The 21,220-nt window shown below is 66.9% G+C and carries 24 protein-coding genes; 6 read left to right on the forward strand and 18 right to left on the reverse strand.

Annotation, left to right across the window (positions count from 1 at the left end; translation table 11 throughout):
• Nucleotides 1-2: 2 nt before the first annotated feature.
• The 11 genes from gspD to CR919_RS02245 all read right to left on the reverse strand — a co-directional run bounded on the left by gspD (nt 3) and on the right by CR919_RS02245 (nt 9,672).
• The gene (gspD, locus tag CR919_RS02195) at nt 3-2,378 is read right to left on the reverse strand and encodes a type II secretion system secretin GspD (protein ID WP_099818645.1); all 2,376 of its coding nucleotides are present in this window, start codon (nt 2,376-2,378) and stop codon (nt 3-5) included.
• On the reverse strand, nt 2,375-2,902 hold the full coding sequence (gene gspM, locus CR919_RS02200) for a type II secretion system protein GspM (RefSeq protein ID WP_099818646.1): 528 nt from the start codon (nt 2,900-2,902) through the stop codon (nt 2,375-2,377). Before gspM ends, gspD begins: the two co-directional genes overlap by 4 nt.
• Complete coding sequence (gene gspL / locus CR919_RS02205) at nt 2,899-4,065, reverse strand: type II secretion system protein GspL (protein ID WP_099818648.1); 1,167 nt, start codon at nt 4,063-4,065, stop codon at nt 2,899-2,901. The genes gspM and gspL overlap by 4 nt, the downstream gene beginning before the upstream one ends.
• Nucleotides 4,062-4,922, reverse strand: coding sequence for a type II secretion system minor pseudopilin GspK (gene gspK, locus CR919_RS02210; RefSeq protein WP_099818649.1), 861 nt, complete (start codon nt 4,920-4,922; stop codon nt 4,062-4,064). Before gspK ends, gspL begins: the two co-directional genes overlap by 4 nt.
• A 54-nt stretch (nt 4,923-4,976) precedes the next feature.
• A complete protein-coding gene (gene gspG, locus CR919_RS02215) occupies nt 4,977-5,414 on the reverse strand; it encodes a type II secretion system major pseudopilin GspG (RefSeq protein ID WP_099818650.1) in 438 nt (145 codons plus the stop codon).
• Between the two features lie 57 nt (nt 5,415-5,471).
• The gene (locus CR919_RS02220; protein ID WP_099818652.1) at nt 5,472-6,056 is read right to left on the reverse strand and encodes a hypothetical protein; all 585 of its coding nucleotides are present in this window, start codon (nt 6,054-6,056) and stop codon (nt 5,472-5,474) included.
• Nucleotides 6,057-6,175: 119 nt separating this feature from the next.
• On the reverse strand, nt 6,176-6,727 hold the full coding sequence (locus CR919_RS02225; RefSeq protein ID WP_099818653.1) for a hypothetical protein: 552 nt from the start codon (nt 6,725-6,727) through the stop codon (nt 6,176-6,178).
• Nucleotides 6,728-6,780: 53 nt separating this feature from the next.
• Nucleotides 6,781-7,761 (reverse strand): DUF4880 domain-containing protein, encoded by a 981-nt coding sequence (locus CR919_RS02230; protein WP_099818654.1) that lies wholly within the window; start codon nt 7,759-7,761, stop codon nt 6,781-6,783.
• A 69-nt stretch (nt 7,762-7,830) separates the two neighbouring features.
• Nucleotides 7,831-8,361: a sigma-70 family RNA polymerase sigma factor gene (locus tag CR919_RS02235; protein WP_089237960.1), complete on the reverse strand. Its 531-nt coding sequence runs from the start codon at nt 8,359-8,361 to the stop codon at nt 7,831-7,833.
• Nucleotides 8,362-8,377: 16 nt separating this feature from the next.
• Nucleotides 8,378-9,058, reverse strand: a complete 681-nt coding sequence (locus CR919_RS02240) for a TonB-dependent receptor (protein ID WP_099818786.1) — start codon at nt 9,056-9,058, stop codon at nt 8,378-8,380.
• 149 nt (nt 9,059-9,207) lie between these two features.
• On the reverse strand, nt 9,208-9,672 hold the full coding sequence (locus CR919_RS02245) for an Lrp/AsnC family transcriptional regulator (RefSeq protein ID WP_025874361.1): 465 nt from the start codon (nt 9,670-9,672) through the stop codon (nt 9,208-9,210).
• 124 nt (nt 9,673-9,796) lie between these two features.
• Here CR919_RS02245 and CR919_RS02250 point away from each other — a divergent pair, with 124 nt between their 5' ends.
• From CR919_RS02250 to CR919_RS02270, 6 genes are all read left to right on the forward strand, one after another.
• Entirely contained in the window at nt 9,797-10,531 is a 735-nt protein-coding gene (locus CR919_RS02250; protein WP_099818655.1) for an AzlC family ABC transporter permease, read from the forward strand.
• Nucleotides 10,528-10,842: an AzlD family protein gene (locus CR919_RS02255; protein ID WP_099818656.1), complete on the forward strand. Its 315-nt coding sequence runs from the start codon at nt 10,528-10,530 to the stop codon at nt 10,840-10,842. The genes CR919_RS02250 and CR919_RS02255 overlap by 4 nt, the downstream gene beginning before the upstream one ends.
• A gap of 218 nt (nt 10,843-11,060) precedes the next feature.
• Nucleotides 11,061-11,642 carry a hypothetical protein gene (locus tag CR919_RS20995; protein WP_133119581.1) on the forward strand — a complete coding sequence of 194 codons (582 nt, stop codon included), beginning with the start codon at nt 11,061-11,063 and terminating at the stop codon, nt 11,640-11,642.
• A 173-nt stretch (nt 11,643-11,815) separates the two neighbouring features.
• Nucleotides 11,816-12,499 (forward strand): hypothetical protein, encoded by a 684-nt coding sequence (locus tag CR919_RS21000; RefSeq protein WP_133119582.1) that lies wholly within the window; start codon nt 11,816-11,818, stop codon nt 12,497-12,499.
• A gap of 146 nt (nt 12,500-12,645) precedes the next feature.
• Nucleotides 12,646-13,074: a PAS sensor domain-containing protein gene (locus CR919_RS02265; RefSeq protein WP_032128130.1), complete on the forward strand. Its 429-nt coding sequence runs from the start codon at nt 12,646-12,648 to the stop codon at nt 13,072-13,074.
• Nucleotides 13,071-14,606, forward strand: a complete 1,536-nt coding sequence (locus CR919_RS02270) for a sulfite reductase flavoprotein subunit alpha (RefSeq protein ID WP_099818659.1) — start codon at nt 13,071-13,073, stop codon at nt 14,604-14,606. Before CR919_RS02265 ends, CR919_RS02270 begins: the two co-directional genes overlap by 4 nt.
• 149 nt (nt 14,607-14,755) lie before the next feature.
• Here the strand turns inward: CR919_RS02270 and CR919_RS02275 are convergent, their stop codons facing one another.
• From CR919_RS02275 to CR919_RS02305, 7 genes are all read right to left on the reverse strand, one after another.
• On the reverse strand, nt 14,756-15,424 hold the full coding sequence (locus tag CR919_RS02275) for an ATP-binding cassette domain-containing protein (protein WP_099818660.1): 669 nt from the start codon (nt 15,422-15,424) through the stop codon (nt 14,756-14,758).
• Nucleotides 15,414-16,097 (reverse strand): molybdate ABC transporter permease subunit, encoded by a 684-nt coding sequence (gene modB / locus CR919_RS02280; protein WP_089235839.1) that lies wholly within the window; start codon nt 16,095-16,097, stop codon nt 15,414-15,416. Before modB ends, CR919_RS02275 begins: the two co-directional genes overlap by 11 nt.
• A 3-nt stretch (nt 16,098-16,100) precedes the next feature.
• Nucleotides 16,101-16,844, reverse strand: coding sequence for a molybdate ABC transporter substrate-binding protein (gene modA / locus CR919_RS02285; protein WP_099818661.1), 744 nt, complete (start codon nt 16,842-16,844; stop codon nt 16,101-16,103).
• A gap of 20 nt (nt 16,845-16,864) precedes the next feature.
• Nucleotides 16,865-17,641, reverse strand: a complete 777-nt coding sequence (locus CR919_RS02290) for a helix-turn-helix domain-containing protein (RefSeq protein WP_089235841.1) — start codon at nt 17,639-17,641, stop codon at nt 16,865-16,867.
• A gap of 11 nt (nt 17,642-17,652) precedes the next feature.
• A complete protein-coding gene (locus CR919_RS02295) occupies nt 17,653-18,867 on the reverse strand; it encodes a coproporphyrinogen III oxidase (protein ID WP_099818787.1) in 1,215 nt (404 codons plus the stop codon).
• A 97-nt stretch (nt 18,868-18,964) separates the two neighbouring features.
• Nucleotides 18,965-20,296: a nitrate/nitrite transporter gene (locus CR919_RS02300; RefSeq protein WP_089235842.1), complete on the reverse strand. Its 1,332-nt coding sequence runs from the start codon at nt 20,294-20,296 to the stop codon at nt 18,965-18,967.
• Nucleotides 20,297-20,320: 24 nt separating this feature from the next.
• Nucleotides 20,321-21,220 carry a peptidylprolyl isomerase gene (locus tag CR919_RS02305; RefSeq protein ID WP_099818662.1) on the reverse strand — a complete coding sequence of 300 codons (900 nt, stop codon included), beginning with the start codon at nt 21,218-21,220 and terminating at the stop codon, nt 20,321-20,323.

The following is a 21,220-nucleotide window of genomic DNA, read 5'->3' on the forward strand; positions in this document are numbered from 1 at the left end:
GCTCATGGCCCGATGACCAGTTCCGGGGTGTAGCCCAGCCCGCGCAGCTGCTGCAGCGCCGGGTCGAGCGTGGCCGGGTCGCGCGCCACCCGCACCCGCAGGCGCTGTCCCGTTTCACCCGGCGTGGTCTCGGCATAGGCCTGCAGGCCAAGCGCACGCACCTGTGCCACGGCCTGGGTCGCACGCGCCGCATCCAGCCCCTGCGCGAACTGCACCACCTGCACATTGCCCTCGCTGGCCGGGTACAACGCCGCAAGGCTGCCGTTCTGCAACGGCTGGCCCTGTCCGTCCCGCGCATTGCCCTGGCCAAGCACGGACAGGTTCTGCGGCGGCAGCTGCGGTGCCGACAGTGCTGGCAGCGCCCAGCTCTGCACGGGCTGCGCAGCGGCCTGTGCATTGCGCATGTAGTCGTAGCGGTCGCGGGTCAAGCGTTGTCCGGCGGCCGGGTCGCGCACCACGTGCGGGCGCAGGAACACCATCAAGTTGGTCTTGGCCCGCTTGCGCGTGTCGCTGCGGAACAGCGCGCCCAGCACAGGGATCTTCCCCAGCCCCGGTACGGCATCGCGGCCATGGCTGACGCTGTCTTCCAGCAGGCCGCCCAGCACCATGATCTGGCCGTCATCGAGCAGAACGCTGGTATCCAGCGCCCGCTTGTTGGTGATGATGCCGGCGCTGCCCGAGCTCTGCGCATCGATGCTGCTGACTTCCTGGTAGATGTCCAGCTTCACCGTGCCGCCCTCGGAAATCTGCGGGCGCACCCGCAGCTTCAGGCCCACGTCCTCGCGTTCGATGGTCTGGAACGGATTGTTGCTGCCACCGCCACCGTCGGTCACATAACGGCCACTGACGAAGGGCACGGTCTGCCCGACCATGATGCTGGCCGCCTCGTTGTCCAGGGTCATCAGGTTCGGCGTGGAGAGGATGTTGGCGCCGCCTTTGCTCTGCAGGGCGTTGGCCAAGGCCTTCATGTTGAGGATCTGGCCGACGCCCGGCAGGTTGATGGTGCCGTCGATCACGCCGATGTTGAGGCCGTCCTTCGGCAGTACATCCAGCGTGGTGCGCGCGGTAGTGCTGATGCCGCTGCCACCGGTGGTACCACCGAAATGGGTTCCACCGAACGTGCGGCCGTTGCCCAGCATCCATTGAACGCCCAGTTCAGCGGCATCGGTCTGGTTGACCTCCACGATCAGGCTCTCCACCAGCACCTGCGCCCTCCGCTGGTCGAGCTGGTCGATCACCCGCCGCAGGTTGCGGTACACCGGCTCCGGCGCGGAGATCAGCAGGGTATTGGTGGCGATGTCAGCCTGCACCGAGATGCCGTTGTGGCTGAAACCGCTGCTGCCGGCATCGATTGGATCACGACGGCCCGGGTCAAGCCGCGGCGATTCCAGCGCATTGCCCTTGCTCTTGCCCTGCGCAGGTTGCGCCGGCGTGCTGGCGCTGCGACTGGCCTCGCCCGGCAATGCGGTGATGCCGTCGCTGCTGCCCATCGCCGGCGCGTCGCTCTGCCCTGCCACAACACCACGCAGCACCCCGGCCAGCTGGGTGGCCTGGGCATTGCGCAGGTACACCACATGCAGGTTGCCGGACTCGTCCTGGGCCTTGTCCAGCTTCTCCACCAGCTGCCGCGCAAGGCGCGTGCGGCCCGGGCTGCTGGAGCGCAGCAGCACGCTGTTGCTGCGCGGGTCGGCCATCACCACCACCTTCTGCGCCGGCTCCGCGCCCTGCGCATCCAGCAACGGTGCGACCATCGCCGCCACGTCCACGGCAATGCCCTGCTGCAGCTTGACCACGTCGGTGTCCATGCCGGCCGGCGTATCCACGCTGGCGATCACCCGCGCGATGCGCTCCAGGTTGTCGGCGTAGTCGGTGATGACCAGCGTGTTGTTGCCCGGGTTCGCGGTGATCGGATTGTCCGCGGTGATCATCGGCCGCAGCACCGCCACCAGTGCTGCTGCGCTTTCGTAGCGCAGGGCAAACGTGCGCGTGGCTATCTCGCCTCCCGCACCGCCGGCACCCACACGACCGCCCAGCAGCTTGGCGTCGGCCTGCGGCACCACCCGGCTGACGCCTCCACTTTCAACCACCGCAAACCCGCGCATGCGCAAGGCACCCAGCAGCAGCTGATAAGCCTGCACACGGCTGACCGGCCCATCGGAGACCACGGTCATCTTGCCGGTCACCCGTGGATCGACCAGGAACTGGCGGCCGGTGAAGCGTGCCGCCATGCGCAGCACCCCACCGATATCGGTGTCCACCAGGTTCAGCTGCACCGGTTCGCCACTGGCGTCCTGCGCCTGCACCGCCGCCGGAAGATGGGCCAGGCCCACCACCAGTGCCAGTGCCGCGCTGCAGCCCAGGCTGCGCATCGACTTCATGGATGGCCACCGCCATTGGCGGCCATCACGATGTTTCCGGAAATCCGTGCCGCCGGCATGTTCGCGTCCCCTGTGCGTTGCAGTTGCAGTTGCTGCAGTTCGATGGCCGGGTCGGCCAGCAAGGGCAGCAGCCAGTTCCAGAGCGCATCGGCGGGCACGCTCTGCACCCGCAGGTGCCAGCGCCCGTCACGCGGTTCGATATGCAGGCTGTCGGCCAGGCCCGCAGCGGTGATCTGTTGGCGCAGCCCGGCAAGCGTCGGCCGCTGGCCGTGTGCCTGCCGCTGTTGTTCACGGGCACGCAGCAGCGGTGCAAGTGCCGCCGACTGCGCCTGCAGCCGTGGCAGTTCAGCCTGCCAATGGCTGCGCTGTTTCAGCAGCGGCTGCAGCCAGCCCAGCCACAGTGCGGCCGCCACTATCGCGGCAGCCATCAACAGCAGCATCGCGCGTTCGCGCGCCGCCAGCCGCTGCCAACGGTGCTGCAGTCCACGCAGGGAATCCGCTGGGCGCAACCCGGCTGCGGTCACGGCGCAGCCCCGCTGCTGATCCGCAACCGGCCACCGGCTTCGCGCGCAAGCTGCAGCCCCTGTGCCTGCGTCGCCTGCTGCCAGCGCTCCAGCCGCTGCGCGTCCTCGGCCAACGCCTGCGCGTCGGCATCCAGCTCCATCTCCAGCTGGCCCGGCTGATAGCGCAGGCTTCGAACCTGGCCCGCCAACTCAGGTATGGCCTGCAGCACGCTGGCAACCTGCTGCTGCACGGCAGGAAGTGCCCGTGGCGCTGCCGGCACCGCCAGCGCCCGCCGTGCCTGCAGCACCGGATCGACCACATCGTGGATCTCCGGGAAGTGCGTGCTGAAGCCCTGCGCCATGTCCTGCCGCAAGGCTTCAGCCTCGCCATGCCAGCGCGATACCTGCAGTTGCAGACCCAGCGCAGCCAGCACCGCCGCCGCCAACGCAAGACCGATGGCCAGCCGCGGCGCGCCTGCACCCATGGCCGGCAACGGCAGCGACCAGCCAGGCAGCGGACCGCTGGACTGCAGTGCCTGCGCCAGCACGCTGGCTGGCAGGCGCTCGGCCCAGGCAGCCGGTACGGCATCGATCCACTGCACCGCCTGCACCCCGGCCTGCTGCAAGCGCACGGCCAGCGAATGCATCACCGAGCCCAGGTCGCGCCCGCTGCACCACTGCACGAAGCCACGATCACGGCCGAAGCGAACCAGTACATGCTCGCCACACAGCTGCAAGGTGGCCTGCCCAACCGACCAAGGCAGCAGCAAGGGCGTCGGATGCAGCGCCTGCAACTGCAGCCCACAGTCCTGCATCTGCTGCTGTAGGCGCGCGATCGCCTGCAGGCCAAGCCATGCCACCGCCACCATGCCATCAGTGGCCTGCGAGCCATGGCCCAGCGCTACTTCCTGCAGATCATCCAGCAGCATCGCTTCCACTTCGCCCTGCAGGGCCGCCTGCAGGCGTCGCCCGGACAGCGGCGGCAGCTGCAGCTCCAACAGGATCAGGTCCTGCGGGTCCAAGCTCGCGTGCACCATCGCCTGTGGAAAGCGCTGACCCAGCGTCGACAGGCGGTCACTGCCCGTTGCCAGCACACGTTCCTTGTGCAGCTGCGCCCATTCGACCGCGCTGTCCCTATCCAATCGTTCCAGCGCCGGCAGGCGCATTCTCAGTTGCGTGCTCATGCACCGATCCTTGTCCATATCCGTTGCACACGCACGCTGTCGTCGCGGTACTCGCGCCAGATCAATGCGCGGAAATCCACCGATGCGCCGTCGGCCTCTACCTGGCCTACCGCCAGGAACCATTCGCTATGGATACCCAGCGGCATCAACGCCATCTGTTCGTTGCTCAGCTGCAGCCGGTTGGCGATGTCACCGCGATTGAGCAACCAGTGGCCACGATCGCGCTCGCCCAGCAGCGCCTGCAGGCGCCCGGCATCCACCCCGGGTGCAATCGCCTGCAGCACGGCGATATCACTTGTATTGGCGTTGACCAGGGTCTGCGCAGGCAGCACCACCGTGCGCCGTTCCAATGCCTGTACCGCCAGCGGATCGGCGCCGGCCAGCACCTGTTCGATCAGCGACTCGCGCGGCAACGGCGCACGCGCCTGTCGCTCGCCATCGCGCAGGCGCGACTGGATCTGTGTTGCGGCGCTGGCACAGGCGGCGCGAGGCAGCCCCTGCCCGGCACACAGGGTGGTGAACGCACGCAGTGCCTCCGCTGCAGGTTGGCCGTCGGCCAGCAGCGTGCGCAGGTTGAACTTCGACTGCGCGTCCACCAGCTGCAGATGCACCGGCAGTGGCACCTGCAGCTGCAGCGGGCGCGCCCAACGTCCGCTGCCCACGGTAGTCAACTGCTCGCGCGCGTCGTCACGCAACTGCTGCGCCGCGCGCTCCAGCGTGGCGTCCACCGCCATGCGCACCTGCATGCGCAGCTGATCGCTGCGTACCGCACGCAGCTGCGCCGCCTGACGGGTCAGCAGCGCTGTGGCGATCACCGCCACCAGCGCCACCACCAGCATCGCCACGATCACCGCCATGCCCTGCTGGCGGGCACACGAACCTGGAATGTTCCGACGTGCCATCGTCTGGCCTCACAACTGCCAGGAGCCGATGTCCGCGTTGCCGGCCTCACCGCCGGGCTTGCTGTCGGCCCCCAGTGAGAACACGTCGATATCGCCGTGCGTGCCGGGGTTCTGGTACTGGTAGGGGTGCCCCCACGGGTCATCCGGCAGGCGGTCGAGATACGGCGTGACCGGCATCGCAGCACTGCCCTGCGGTGGCTTCAGCAGCGCCTGCAGCCCCTGCTGGGCATTGGGGTAACGACCATTGTCCAACCGGTACAGCTTCATCGCCTGCATCAGCGCGGCGATGTCCTGGCGTGCCGCCACCACGCGGGCCTGGTCGGGGCGATCCATCAGCCGGGGCACGATCAGCGCAGCCAGAATGCCGATGATGACCACCACCACCATGATCTCGATCAGGCTGAAGCCCTGCTGCCGAGCCCTGCGACCACCCATCTGCGTTGCCATTGTTCCGCCCTCATCATCCTGGAAGAGACCGCTGCCCCATGGTCAGCGGCGCATGTGTCAGTACGATAAATATCCTGCGGAAATCCGCTGTTCCTGCAGCCGATCACCCACGCGACGTGCGTTCGCCATGCAGGCGGCATCCAGCAGCGACGAAGGAACACGCGCAAGCGTGTCGTCCACGCAGTGCTGCAGCAGAGGCGTGGCGCACGCCTGCAGCAGGCGCATGCACTGCAGAGGCGACCAGGCCATGCCATGGTCGAAGCCGATGAACTGCCGATACACCTGGTGATAGCGAAGATCGTCGTGCAGGCGTTGCACGCTCGCAGGCGCTCGCAGCGCGACCAGCAACACCGCACGCTGCACCATGCGCACCTCCCCGCACTCCTGTGCCAGCGTGGCCAATGCCGATTCCGGCCACAGCTGCAGGCGCGCGTCCAGCGCCTGCCGCAGCAGCATCAACGGATGGCCGCTGGCATCCAACGCTGACCACCTTGCGGCGTCGGCCCAGGCATTGCTGGACAGCATCCACACCCACGGCTGTCCGTAGCGCTGCACATTCACGGGTGCATGCCGTGCCTGCTCCAGCGACTGGCTCAGGTGGCGATCCAGCTCCAGCATGCTGATCCTGCGACTGTCGGTCATCGGCGTCGCCTGCGCTCCGCGACGCGGGAGCGTCGTACTCTGCAGAAGACGTCAGCAAGGCAGCCGAAGCGACAGCACGAATGCGATGTTGAGCAGTGCGTGGCAGCATCGCGGGAGTGTCACCGCAGCGTCATCCGCCTGCAGGCTTCCAGGTCCAGGCGCGGAGCATCGCCGCCACAGCGCCGGGCCAGCACGGCAACGTCGCTGCGCTGTGCGAATGCGGCCAGTGCGTGCATCGCATCCGGGTCATCCAACAGTGCCGCCATCGAGGCCTGCAGCAACGGCAGCTGCCATCCCTCCATCTGCGCATCGCTGGCGGCCACGAACCAGTGCCACAACCGGTGGTAGCGCACGTGATCGTGAAGGGCCGCAAGACTCTCGATGCCATGCATGGCCATCAGCAGCAGCGCGCGCGCCAGTGCAGCGGCAGGCAACGTTCCCGATTCCGAAAGCGGCAGCGCCTGCCGCTGCAACCGCAACAGCATCGCCAGCGGATGGTCCTGCGGCTCGAATTCCAGCAGCACCGCCTGCTGTCGCCACTGCGCATCGGACACCACGCAGACCCACGGCGCGCCGTAGCGGTGCACCATCAAGGGTCGGCGCTGGGTGGTTTCCAGCAGCGCCGACAGATTCCGGCGCAGATCCAACACACCGATGGTCTCGTTGCGCATCCTTGGCCTCTCCATGCATGCAGCGGCCGTGCGCGTCGCGCGCAGCCAGGGTCTTACCCCAAGACGGCAATTCCACCGGGAAAGCGACGCAGGCCGAGCGACATCGTCTGCCCGAGCTGCTCCAGCGCAGCATCCGGATCATCGATGCGGAAGCGGCCGCTGACCGGGGCGCGCGCCAGTGCCGATTCGCCCAGCAGCACCTTGCCGCGCCGGTAGCGGTTGATCTCGGCCACCACCTCACGCAGCGGCGCGCGGCGGAACACCAGCATGCCTTCGGTCCACGCGCTCACTTCGGCCGCCACCGCTTCGGCCACCACGCCGCTGAGGCGCTCGTCATACACCGTCTGCTGGCCGGCCTGCAGCTGCAGGCGACCCTGCGGATGCTCGATGCGAACGCTGCCGCGCAGGCAGGTCACACGCACCTGGCCGTCGGTGTTGCGCACATCCAGGCGTGCTGCGCCCTCGTCGGCAACAAGACAGCCCGGCCCGGCGAACAGTGCCAGGCGCGTCCCCGCTGCGGCGTCGATCGCCGCCTGTCCCTGCACCAGCTCGAAGCCCTCACCCTGCGCGTCGCTGCGCCGGCGCAGGCTGCTCTGCGTATCCAGTTCGATCTTCAGATGTGGCGTCGGCGCAATCATCAGCCGCTCGCCGGTACCGGTATGGAAATCGGCCGTCATCGCCGTCACCGAAGGCCACAGGCCCAACGGCGGGTGCAGCGCAGCCACCACGGCCAAGCTCGCAGGTGCCGCCACCGCCGCCCCCAGGAATGCGCGCCGGCTCCAGCGTTGCGCCGGGGTTGCCGCCTGCGGCTGGCGTGCGGCGGCAGGCAGCTGCTCGCCGGCCAGGCGTACCTGTTCCCATTGCCGCTTCGCGCGGGCAAAGGCCTGCCGATGGCCGGGATCGGCCTCGCACCATTGGCGGAATTTCCTGCCATCGGCCGCCGTGGCCTCGCCCGAGGTCAACCGCACCACCCACGCGTGGGCCTGGCGCTCCACGGCGTCGAGCGGGCGGTGCGGTTGATCGTCAGCGTCCATGAGGGCTCTTGCCGTCCCCGCACGCTGCGGGGTTCTGCTCGGCGTCAAAGTGTAGACGGATGCCGTGCCTCAGAACCGCACCTGCCGCCCCTGCCCGCTGCGTTCGGCCAGGTAATCCTGTGCGGCTTTCAGCTCACGCTGCACCAGCCGCAGCGACACGCCCAGATGCTCGGCCACATCGCGCTGCTGCAGGCCGTCCACGCGGATCGCCAGCAATATCCGGCGGCGGCGCTCGGGCATCCGCTGCAGCAGGCCGACCATGTCTTCCAGCGCCATTTCCTGCTCGGCCGCCTGTGCCGGCCCCGGGCCGGGATCGGCCATGTCCATCAACGTATCCACTTCTTCCAGGCTCAGCAGGCGATGGTCGGCGCGCTGGCGGTCGATCACGGTGTTCATCGCCATGCGCAGCAGATACGCCGCGGGGTTCTGCACCGGGTCCAGGCGGTGTCGGCGCGTGCTCAGGCGCATCCAGGTGTCCTGCAGCGCGTCGCCGGCCAGCTCTTCCGAGCCCAGCTTGCGCACCAGCCGGCGCTTCAGTTCGTCGTAGGCGCCCAGCAGATGGTCCATCAGGTCTACCGCCCCAGCCGTGCTGTTGCTCATGTTCGATTCCTTGACGTCATGGTTGGGGCGGGCGCCGGCCACAGTCGTGGCCCGCGCTGGAAGGACGGATCTGCAGAGTCACCGGCTGCGGCAGCGCGGCAGCATCGGCGCCCAGCCGCAGGGCCTGCATCGCCTGCAGAAGGCGCGCATCGCGGCGTGTGCTGCCGCTGCCGGCAAGCAGTTCGGGTCCCTGCACCTGGCCATCGTTGGCAATGCGGAAGCGCAGCGTCGCCGCATAGGCGCCCGGCGCCAGCTCAGGGTCGTCACAGAAAGCGGTGCGCAGCCGTTGCTGCAGGTCGCCGAAGCGGCGACGCTGCCCGAGGTCGGCGGCCACATCGGTCGGGGAGGATTCGGTGCCCGCGTGTGCACCGCGGCGCAGGACCACACGCTGTGCACCGATCAGCTCGGCCTCGACGCCCGTGTCCTGCAGCACCACCTGCAGCGCCTGCAGGGGTGGCAGGCTGGCCTGCAGCGGATGGCTGCTGCGGCCCGTACCGAGATCGCCGGGATACATCACCGACCACCCGCTGACGACACTGAAGCGCTCGACCGCCTGTTCCAGCGGTTGCGCGGGAATGTCATAGGAACGGATGTCGTCCTGTGCGGCAGCAGCGAAGGCGAACAGCAACCCGGCGGCGGCGGCCACCCTCCAACGTCTGATCGCATGCTGTCCATTCAGCCCCCTGACGTAGAACACATGACCCTCGGCAGCGACATCAGCTGCAGCGGCGGAGCGCGGCACGACCAGGTGGGTCGGCCTGCACACGGCCGGCAAGCGGGTCACACCGTAGCGGCGTCACGTGTCATTGCGATGACGGCGGCGCGCAGGGGACGCGCCGGGTCGGCTCAGACCGGCAGTTCAGTGGTCTGCTTGATCCGCTGCATCGGGATTTCGGTCTTGGTGTTCTGCACCCCGGCGATGCGGTTGAGGTGCTGGATCTGGAACTGCCGGTACGCATCCAGGTCGGCCACCGCCACCCGCAGCAGGAAGTCACAGTCGCCAGCCATCAGATGGCATTCAAGCACTTCCGGGAAGGACTTGATGCTGTTGATGAAGTGATTGGTGGTGTCTTCGTCCTGACCGCGCAGCCAGACACGGACGAACACGGTGAAGCCCCGTCCGATCCTGGCCGCATTCAGCAGGGCCACGTAGCGATCGATGTAACCGCCCTCTTCCAGCAGACGAACCCGGCGCAGGCAGGCAGACGGCGAGAGCCCCACCTGGCGGGACAGCTCCAGATTCTGCAGGCGACCGTCGCGTTGCAGGGCGTCAAGGATGCGACGATCCAGGTTGTCGAGCTGGTACTGCATGAAATTCCACTCCTTGACCAAATCACCGCATGATATTGCACATTCGGCCGAACCAATGGCATCAACGCAACCCGATTTCGCGATCGGACCGTTAGCATGGATCACCCCCACTCGTTGTTGATCCATGGACGCCCGAACCACCCTGCCCTTGCCTGATCCCGCCTGCGACACCGCACCACGCGCCGAGTTCATGCGCGGCCTGCGCGCCGCCATACCGGTGATGATCGGCTTCATTCCCTTTGCCCTGGTGCTCGGCGCCCAGGCCGCCCAGAAGGGCCTGTCGGCGCTGGAAGTGCCGCTGATGACCGGCCTCAACTTCGCTGGCGGGTCTGAATTCGCCGCGGTCGAACTGTGGACCTCGCCGCCGCACATCGCGCTGATCGTGGCGATCACCGCGCTGGTCAACAGCCGCCACCTGTTGATGGGCGCCAGCCTGGCACCGTTGCTGCAGCACCTGCCGCGCCGTCGCGTGCTGCCGGCGCTGTTCTTCATGTGCGATGAAAGCTGGGCACTGGGCGTGGCCGATGCGCGCCGTCGCGCACTGGGCTTCAGCCTGGCCTACTACCTCGGCGTGTCGGCCGGCCTGTACACCGTGTGGGTGCTGTGCACCGCGCTGGGCGCGATCGTCGGCCCGCTGCTTGGCGACATCCATGCCTACGGCTTCGACATGGCCTTCCCCGCCGTGTTCCTGGTGCTGTTGCGTGGCATGTGGCAAGGCATGCGCGCCGCCCGGCCATGGCTGGTCAGCCTGGTGGTGGCAGCGGGCACCTACCTGCTGGTGCCCGGCGCCTGGTACGTGGCCAGCGGCGCGCTGGCCGGCCTCGCCGCCGCCTGGCTGCTGGCGGAGGACGCGGCATGATCTTCAACGGCCTGATCCACTGGACCTCGGTGCTGACCATCATCCTGATGGCCGCCGCCACCTATCTCACCCGCATCATCGGTTTTCTCGCGCTGCGCAACCGCACCCTGAGCAAGCGCGCGGTAACGGTGATGGAAGCCGCCCCGGGCTGCGTGCTGATCTCGGTGATCGCCCCGGACTTCGTGGCCGACAAGCCGGCCGATCTGGCCGCGCTGGCAATCACCCTGATTGCGGCCACGCGGCTGTCGATGCTGCCGACGGTGCTGATCGGCGTGGTATCGGCGGGGGTGCTGCGGTATGTGATGGGGTGAGCGGCAGAGGACCGTCGTCGTCTGTTTGCAATGGCGTCATGCGCGCAGCGCGCACCCACTCAAATTGCGCGTTTTGCTGTGCAGGTATCGCAACTCTAAGATTTTTCAACGATTCTGATTGCCCAACTCTACGCGTGTCGCTATGGATGGTTGGCCGATGCAGGAGCTTGAGCTGGTCGGCCCCTTCGAATAGACGAATAGATAAGCGGAGAATACCGATGCAGAATCTGCGAATGATCGTGGCAACGGTTGGAATTGCAGTTGGCACGGCAGGATGCGGCCCCGTCGAGTGGCAAGTCAGCGCATCCTGCGAAGAAACGAAGAAATGTCGCATTGAGGGAAAGATCGGAGGAAAGATCGGAGGTGGCGAACGCTCGAGCATTCCTTGGTACGAGCGCCTTCTGAAATCCTCGACTTCCGAAATTCCAGACGCAGCGCAATTCGACATTGACATATCAGGCTCATCTGTCGCTTTTCCCGCCAATGGTCTAGTTACCCTTCTGCTCTTTGATAGTCGACTAGGTGCAGCTACCGCGGCCCGACAGTTCCACTGGCAAAGAAGTGGGAACTCACTGACGTTGAGCAATCCAGATGCGGTGAATGCTTGGGCCGCCGGTGCAGCCGGGACAGCGGACGAGCTGAGATACGACCTTGCAGCTTTTGACGTTGGCGCTGTTCCAGGACCGAACACGATTGCGGCTTCATCAAGATATCAGGGAGCAACCAAGGCAGCCTCAGTTTCTGACTTCCAAGTCTGCACAAAGTATCCCTCTCCCTACCAATGCGGCATGACTCCCTGATGCAAGATAGCCGGCCTGGCTTCACCGCAACCCGCCGGCGGTTTGCCGGTGGAGCCGGGCTGGCTGCTCTCGCCTTTTCAATCAGTGCCTGCCAGTCCGTTCGTGTACCACAGCGTGACCTCGTCAGCGTAGATGGCGCCTTCGCAACAGTCCTGTCAGGTAGGGGCTCTGACTTGCAGGTTGCGACACTGTCGGTATTGCCAGGCTCGGAAAACGCAGAAGAGTTCACGCAATCGTTGGACTGCGCGACTGGCCCGGTAGCAGTCCAGATAAGATCGGCTGTGCAGGCTCCTTCTTTCGAACAGATCGAACAGCTATGTGCAGGTGCCGCACGGGCTGCCGGACTAGCCCTGCAATCAGTCAACCTGACTCAAACACCGGTCCGCTATCAGGTCACGATCGTCAGCGACGGTGGCGGCATCTGGCAACAGCCCGCCAGGCCGGCACGACCAGAACTGGTGGTGGCGTTCTGGTTTCCCGCCGGCGACGATGCCGATGCACTGCGCGAGCGCGTGATCTCCACCACCGCGCACGAATTCCACCATATCGCCACCGCGATGGCAGGCCAGCGTCGATGGGGCGCGCACCGGGAACCGGAGGCATACCTCGCCGGGGCATGTGCGCTGCTGGCGATTGAAGGTGAGCTTCGGCGCGAACAGCTTCCCGGCCGCCATGATCCCCGCGCTGACAGCCTACTGCCGGCGGCTGCACGCCGCTCTGGAAATGCTGGCAACGCGATCGGCCGGTCGTTGCAGGCATTCTTCAGCGGTGATCATATGCAACGCGATGACAAAGACGGGCGCGCACTGCTGCGGTACTGCCAGCAGAGCATCGGATTCCCCGGCATCGCCCGCTAGCGCCGCCCCTTCGCCCCTCCTGCGACAGCCGGTCGCAGCCCCCTCCCGGCGCACGCTTGACCTATATCAATCCGCCCACCGCCACGGGCGCGTATCTCTATGCAGGAACCCATACGCCGGCGTCACCGGCATCCAAAGGACCTGCGATGAGCTACACCCCCGACAACGCCCAACTGCTCAACGCCATGCAGAACGTGATGGTGATCTCCACCACCGACCTGCAAGGCAACATCACCTATGCCAACGACCTGTTCTGCACGCTCACCGGGTTCGCGCGCGAGGAACTGATCGGCCAGCCGCACAGCATCGTCCGCCATCCGGACGTGCCCAAGGCCGTCTACAAGGACATGTGGGACACCATCAAGGCCGGCAAGACCTGGACCGGCATCGTGCCGAACCTGGGCAAGGGCGGCGTGCTCTACGTGGTCGACACCACCGTGCAGCCGCTGTTCGATGCCGAGGGCAACATCACCTCGTACATCAGCATCCGCCGCGTGGTGAACGACCTGATGCAGAACTACGACCTGGTCGAGTTCAGCAAGGAAAAGTTCGACGACTTCTACGAGGCTGCGTGAACGCCCTCCCCACACGCACGCCCATCAGCCGGCTGCTGGTGGGTTTCGCCTCCGAGTCGGGCAACGCCCGCGCCCTGGCCCAGCGCCTGGGCGCGGACCCGGACCTGCAGCCGCATGGGCCGCAGGTCCTGCCGTTCAATGACATCGATGTGGCCAGCCTCGGCCACGGCGATGTGCTGCTGGCCATCTCCAGCTCGTTCGGCGACGGCGAGCCGCCGGCCAATGGCGAGCGCTTCTTCGAGTCGCTGCGGCAGGCGCCCGCCCTGCCCGGTCTGCGCTACGCGGTGTTCGGCCTGGGGGATACCGGCTACCCCAGCTTCTGCGGTTTCACCAAGGCACTGGATGCAGCACTGAGCGAGCGTCAGGCGCAGCCACTGCTGCACCGTGTCGACGCTGATCTGGGCTACGAGCAGTTCTTCCAGCAGTGGCGGCCGGTGCTGGGTCAGGTACTGGAGGGTGATGCGACCGCAGGCCAGGATCTGCGCCTGCAGGTGACGGCCTATGGCGCAGACAATGCCTTCAACGCCCGCATCGTCGAACGGCGGCGCCTGAGCCACAGTGACCCTGCGGCCTGGCACCTGCAGCTGGACATCGCCGGCAGCGGCATGGTCTACCGGGCCGGCGACACCCTGCATCTGGTTCCGGAAAACGATCCGGCACTGCTGCAGGCACTGGCCATCTGGTTGGGTGATTCCAGTGCCGTCGACGCACTGCGCGACCGTGAACTGCGCCTGCTCAGCAAGGGCGTGCTGCGCGAGCTGGCAAAGCTGGGCGGCAGCGAAGAACTGAAGGGCCTGCTGAAGATCAGCCAGAAGCGCGAACTGGACGCCTACCTGCATGGCCTGGACCTGCTTGATGTGCTGCAGGACCACGCCACCCCGGACAGCGTGCCACTGGCCCGCCTGCGTGAACTCCTGTCACCACGCCTGCCCCGCGCCTATTCCATCGCCTCGCATCCGCACGACGATCAGCTGAGCCTGTGCGTGCGCGAAGTGCGCTACACCCTGCGTGGCCGCGAACGATTCGGCACTGCCACCGGCAGCCTTCTGCACGGCGGCGACACAGCCCGCGTGTACTGCCGCTCCAATCCGGGTTTCCACCTGCCCGACAGCGGCAACGCACCCCTGCTGCTGGTCGGCACCGGTACCGGCATCGCGCCGCTGATGGGCCTGATGCAGGAACTGCAGGCTACCGGCGATGCACGCGAGGTCCATCTGGTGTTCGGCGAGAAGCACCGCGAGCACGACTTCCTGTACCGCGAGCAGCTGCAGGACTGGCAGGCGCGTGGCGTACTGGCTGGCCTGCACACCGCGTTCTCGCGCGATGGCGCGCAGAAGGTCTATGTGCAGCATGTGCTGCAGCAGCAGGGCGCGCAGATGCAGGATGTGTTGGCCCGTGGCGGCCACATCTACCTGTGTGGCAACAAGAGCCACCTGGAAGGCGCGGTGCGTGCAGCCATCGACGCGATCGGCGGTGACGGCCATTGGGACGCCTTGCGCGGCGAGGGCCGCACTCACTGCGAGCTGTATTGAGGCGCCTCGCCCAGGGGTAGAGCCGGTCGCTGGCCGGCTGCTCCGGATTCCGTGGTTGCCGGCCAGCGGCCGGCACTACCACCGCTCCGGCGCATGAATATGCAACGCGCCAGGCTCTGCCGGGCATGGCCCGGCACTACCATCACAGGTCAATCGCCGACGATGCGCCCGTCCACTACCCGCGCCACCTGCTGGCCGAACACCGCCACATCCTGTGGATCGTGGCTGATCAGCAGCAGCGGAATGCCGGTTTCATCCAGCACGGTTTCCAGCTCCTGCCGCAGGTGCTGGCGCAGGTCGTGGTCGAGCGCTGCGAACGGCTCGTCCAGCAGCAAGGCCTGCGGCCGGGTCACCAGCGCACGCGCCAACGCCGTACGCTGGCGCTGGCCACCGGATACCTGTGACGGCAGCAGATCCGCCACATGCTCGATACGGAATGCCTGCAACCACTGCTCCACCGCGTCGATGCGGGTACCGCGCCGCGGATTCAACCAACCCCGCTCAAGCCCGAACGCCACATTCTGGCGCACGCTCAGGTGCGGGAACAGCGCGTAATCCTGGAACACATATCCCAGGCGACGACGCTGCGGCGGCAGGTCAATCCCTGCACCTGCATCGAACAACGTCTGCCCGTGCAGGCGCACATGTCCGTGCTCCGGGCGCAGCAAGCCGGCCACCGCTTTCAGCGTCAGGCTCTTGCCGGCGCCGGAAGGCCCGAACAGCACCACCTGCCGCTGCGTGCACTGCAGTACCACGTCCAGTTCGAAGGTCTGGCCGGACGCCTGCAATCGTCGCTGTACCTGCAGGTCAAGCCACATCGCGCAGCTCCCGGCGGCGCCCGCCCACCAGCCGTGCGGCCAGCAGCAGGATCACGATGCATACCACCGACGTCAGGATCACCAGCGCATTGGCCTTGCCATCCTGCCCCGCCTGCACCGCTTCATAGATGGCGATCGACAAGGTCTGCGTACGGCCGGGAATGCTGCCGGCCACCATCAGCGTGGCGCCGAACTCACCCATCGCCCGTGCGAACGCCAGCAGCAGGCCGGCCAGAATCCCGCGCCAGGCCAGCGGCAGGGTGATGCGGAAGAACACCGCGGCTTCGGACACACCCAGCGTGCGTGCGGCCTGCTCCAACTGACCATCCACTTCTTCGAATGCGGCGCGTGCCGGCTTGAACACCAGCGGCAACGACGCTACCGCGGCAGCGATCACCGCCGCCTGCCAGGTAAATACCAGATTGATACCGAACCACGACTGCAGCCAGGCACCGATCGGGCCATTGCGCCCGATCAGTACTAGCAGGTAGTAGCCCAGCACCGTCGGCGGCAGCACCATCGGCAGGGTCAGTATCGAATCCAGCAGCTCCCGGCCGGGAAAGCGCCGTCGCGCCAGCAGCGCGCCAAGTGCCACGCCTGCCACAAGGTTGATCGCGGTGGCCCAGCCGGCCACCTTCAACGACAATCCCAGTGCGCTCCAGTCCAGGTCCATCCGTCAGGGCTTGCCGAACCCGTGCTTCTGCAGGATCGCCTGGCCCTGCGCCGAGCGCACGAACGCCGCGAAGCGCTTGGCCTCCACCGGCTGCGTGCTGGCCTGCACCACCGCGAGCGGATAGGCGATGCGCCCGGCAACCGGAACGTCGAACGCGCGCCGCACGCGATCCGGCATCGCCTGCGCGTCGGTAGCGTAGACAAAGCCCGCATCCACCTCGCCCCGTGCCACGTAATCCAGCGACTGCCGCACGTTCTGCGTACTGATCACCTTGCCCTGCACTGCCGGCCACAGCTTTGCGGCCTGCAGCGCACCCTGCGCGTAGCGGCCCACCGGCACGCTGTCCGGGTTGCCCAGTGCAATGCGCTGCACGCCGGCACCCGCCAGATCGGCCAGTGCGCGCGGCGGCGCCTTCGCCTGCGGCGGCACCACCACCCACAGCGCGTTCACTGCGAAGATCGCACGCGTACCCGCTGCCAGCAGCTTCTGCTGCGCCGCCTGGTCCATCGTTGTTTCATCAGCCGAGGCGAACACATCCACCGGCGCGCCCCGCGCGATCTGCTGCAGCAGCACGCCGGATGCAGCAAAGTTGAAGTCGACCTTGCTGCCCGGGTTCGCCTTCTCATAGGCGGCGCCCAGCTCGCGGAAGCTCTCGGTCAGGCTGGATGCCGCCGACACGGTCAGGTTGCCGGCCCACGCAGGCAGCGTGACCAGCAGACCCAGAAACACCATTGCGCATCGCTTCATCGTCGCCTCCCAGGTCAGGTTCAATCGGGGTCGTTCTCATCTGCAACGGCCAGCGCCGCCAGCCGGTCGGGTTGCAACAGCAGGATCTCGCGCTGCTTCACCGCAATCACGCCGTCATCGCTCAACCGCCGCAGCACCCGACTGGCCGTCTCCGGCGCCATCCGCAGATAGTTGGCGATCTCGGTGCGGGCCATGGTCAGGTTGAAGCGGGTCGCAGAAAAACCACGCCGTGCATAACGGGCCGACATATCCAGAAGGAACGCGGCCATCCGCTCTTCGGTGCGGTGGTTGGCCGCCAGCGTGGCAACCTTGCCGATCTCCGCACTGAGCAGGCTGAACAGCTTTGCCTGCAGCCCCGGCATGCGGGTGGCCAGCAGGCTCAACTTGGGGAACGAGATACGGCACAGGTGCACCGTATCCAGAGCCACCGCATTGCAGGGGAAGCGCGAGCCATGAATCGCGTTGAGCCCGATCACCTCGCCCGGCAGCGCAAAGCCCAGCACCTGTTCGTTGCCCTGACTGTCATCGACGAAGGTCTTGACCATGCCTGCGCGCACCGCCGCGATGGAATCGAAAGCCTCTCCCGCGCGGAAAATGTAGTCGCCCGCATGGAACGGCCCTACGTGGTCAACCAGCACATGCAGTTCGCCCAGCGCCGTCTTGTCATAGCCCTGCGACATGCACGCATCGGAGAAGGCACAGGTGCTGCAGAAATGCAGCGCATCGCCATCATCGGCGGCGGCGGGATTCGGCGTGGTGCGGCCGGGTCTGGCCTGGGAAGGCGGAGTCGAAGACATCGGGACAGCACTCAAGCGATGGCGGCCGCCGGCCGGAAGCATGCGGCCATCATACGCCACAGCAACCGCCCTTCCTCGGCCAGGCGAAGCACGCGGCCGTCCCAGCGCGCCCAGCCACGCGCGAGCAGCGGTGCGAGTGCGGGCAGGGTCTCGGCGAAGCATTCATCGAACGGAACATCATTGCGCCACTCGAAGGCGGCAGCATCCAGCGCATGGTCGCAGGCGATGCTCTGCGCGACCTCGGCGGCCAGACGTTCCTGCTCGGACAGGATCAGGCCCGCGGCCACGCCCACATGCCCCGCCTGCAGGCGGGCCTGCCAGCACTCCAGGTCATCCTCCGTCCGGTAGAACACCTCACCGACTTGGCTGCACGCCGCCAAGCCGATGCCGATGAAATCGCTGCGATCGCGGCGCGGTATGCCGGCCAGATCGCAATGACGCTGACCGTCGCCCGGGCCGTTCGGATCCGGCAGGTCGCCGCGCTGATGATGGTCGCCACCGATACCCACATAGCCCGCCTCGCGCAGCAATCGCCACGCCTGCAACCAGCGTTCCGATGAGGGATGCTCAGGCAGCGCGCATGGCGCCGGCAGCAGCACGCGCTCGGGCGCATCTGCCAGCACGGCCTGCAATCGCCCGATGAACCCAGCATCCTCCGCCGCAGGTACACGCAACTGGTAGTAGCGCGCGGTAAAGCCCGCGTCGCGCGCCTGCGCCAGCACTGCCGGGCCCGGTGCATCGGCGCGATCGATCACGTTCAGCCGTGTGCAGCCCACCGCGCGCAGTTGTGCCGGCGCCACGGCGCTGCCGGCATCCAGCCGTACCTCCACCTGCGGCCGGGCCACGGTGCGCAGGTGCCGCGGCACTGCATCCAGCAACTGCCCCAGCAGCGCTGGCGGCAGTGCTTCGGCAAGGCCCAGCTGCAGCACCATCGCCACCACCTCACGGTCCTCGGCCAGAGTATCAGCCTGCAGGCGCAACGCGGCCAGCAACGTGTCCAGATAGCGTTCGGCCGGCACGTCGCGGCCCATGCGGCCGGTCTGGAAACCCAGCGTCAGCCCACGCGGAATCAGGTGCTCGTTGCTGGCGCGCACGGCGGCACGCCAGCCGCTTTCACCGAAGCCGGCACTGAACTGGTCGGGCGGCGGAAACAGCACGTGGCGGGGTTGCCGCAGCAATGCCGCCTGCAGCGCCGTGTCCTCGCTCGCATCAACATGGAAGCTCATGACGGTCATCCTCGCGCGTTCCTCTTCGCACAGCCCTGATTGAAATCAAGCGTGGCGCATTGCGTTGCTGGTGCCGGCCAGCGGCCGGCACTACCGTTCAGGTGCCGCGCGCACGATCGACCGCCGCCGCATCGATGGCCTCCGGCAGGTCGGTCTCGCGATCGATCTGCGGGAAGTGTCGACGCTCCATCCTGCGGATGGCGAAATGCATCCATGCCAGCGCGGCGGACACCACCACGAACAGCAGCATGAAACAGCTGCTCCAGATACCCAGCGCGTCGTTCAATGCACCGAACACGATCGGCAGGATGAAGCCACCAAGGCCACCGATCATGCCCACTACGCCGCCCACCGCCCCCACGTGCCTGGGGTAATACACCGGGATGTGCTTGTAGACCGCAGCCTTGCCCAGCGACATGAAGAAGCCCAGCACGAACACAAGCACGGTGAACATCACCACGCCAATGGCCAGGTGGAAGTGGATCGGACCATGGATGCCCTTCACCACGTACTCGGTATCGGGGTAGGCCAGCAGGAACGTACAGATGGCCGACACACCGAAGGTCCAGTACATCACCCGGCGCGCTCCCATCCGGTCCGACATCCAGCCGCCCACCACGCGGAACAGGCTGGCCGGGATTGAATAGCACGCGGCCAGCATGCCGGCGGTGCCGACGTCCATGCCGTACGCACCCACCAGGTAATGCGGCAGCCACAGCGCCAGGGCCACGAAGCCACCGAACACGAAGAAGTAATACAACGAGAACCGCCACACCTGCAGATTCTTCAACGGTGCCATCTGCTCGGCGAACGGCACCGGCTTCACCCCGTCACGGCGGCGCTGCTCCAGCGAGGGGTCTTCCTTGCTGAACAGGAAAAACAGCACCGCCGTGATCGCCAGTGCCACTGCCCACACTTTGGCCACCATCATCCAGCCCGCCGCCACCATCACCATCGGCGCCAGCAGTTTGGTGACTGCCGCACCGATGTTGCCGGCACCGAAGATGCCCAGCGCGGTGCCCTGCTTGCTGGCCGGGAAGAACTTGGACACGTAGGCCACGCCTACCGAGAAATTGCCACCGGCAATGCCCACGCACAACGCGGCGAACAGGAATTGCGGGTAGGTGTGCGCGTAGGTCAGCATCCAGGTGGCGACCGCGCCGCACAGCATCACCAGCGCCATCACCTTGCGGCCACCGAACTGGTCGGACCAGATGCCCAGGAACACACGGCTGACCGAGCCGGTCAGCACCGGGGTGGCGATCAGCAGGCCGAACTGGGTGTCGGTCAGGCCCAGCTGCTCGCTGATCTGGATACCGATGATGGAAAAGATCATCCACACCGCAAAGCACACGGTGAACGCGAACGTGCTCAGCCACAGCGCACGCTGCTGCTGCCCGGCACTGGCGGGGGCAAGGGCCTGGTTCATGCAACCTCCTTCCTCAAGAGTGGGTCAGCCGATTTCGGCTTCGGCTTCGATCTCATCCAGCCCGCGTACCGGGTAGCGCTCCTGCAGCTGCAACAGGTAGGCCTGCACTTCGCGCTGGCGCACCTGCAGCTCCAGGTAGTCACGGATCTGTGGCAGCACTGCGTCGAACGGCAGCGGCTGCCCTTCCTCGCGCCCATCGATGCTGACCACGTGGTAGCCCCAGCGTGATTCCACCGGGAAGCCGGCCAGGCCCTCGCGCAGGCGGAACACCTGGCGATCGAACTCCGGCGTGGTCTGCCCACGCTGCAGCCAACCCAGGTCACCGCCCTCGCTGCTCGACGGGCAGCGCGAATGGCGCAGGGCGAAGTCGGCGAACAGGTGCGGCGCTTCCTTCAGTTCATTGGCCAAGCGCTCGCCCTCGGTGCGCGCCTCCAGGCGCCCGGCCACATCATCGGCCGGCGCGGCCAGCAGGATATGGCGCAGGCGCACGCGGTCCGGCGAGCGGAATCGTTCCGGGTTCTGTTCGAAATACCGTTGGCAGTCCTCGTCGGTCGGCACCCGGTCTTCAATTGCGTCTTCCAGCAGTTGCTGGATCAGCACTTCCTCATCGCTTACCCGGCCGCCGGCTGGCGCCAGCAGGCCCAGGCGCTGTGCTTCCAATCGCAGCAGTTCACGCACCACCAGTGCGCGTGCCGCCTCGGCACGCGACTGTTCCGGGCGCAGCGCCCGATGGTGTTGCATCTCGCGGGCGATGTCGGCCTCGCTGATCGCCGTGTCCTCCACGAACAACCGGCACGGTGCCGGTTGCCCAAGCGAGCGCGGACCCTGCTCTGCCCCGTCATGCTGGTGCTGGTGGGCCTCGGCCGGAACAGGCTGGGTGGAATCGATCACGGTGATCGGCAGGAACTTCGGCAGGCTGCCCAT

It is taken from the genome of Stenotrophomonas sp. LMG 10879 (genome assembly GCF_002750935.1).
GTDB classification, from domain to species: domain Bacteria; phylum Pseudomonadota; class Gammaproteobacteria; order Xanthomonadales; family Xanthomonadaceae; genus Stenotrophomonas; species Stenotrophomonas lactitubi_B.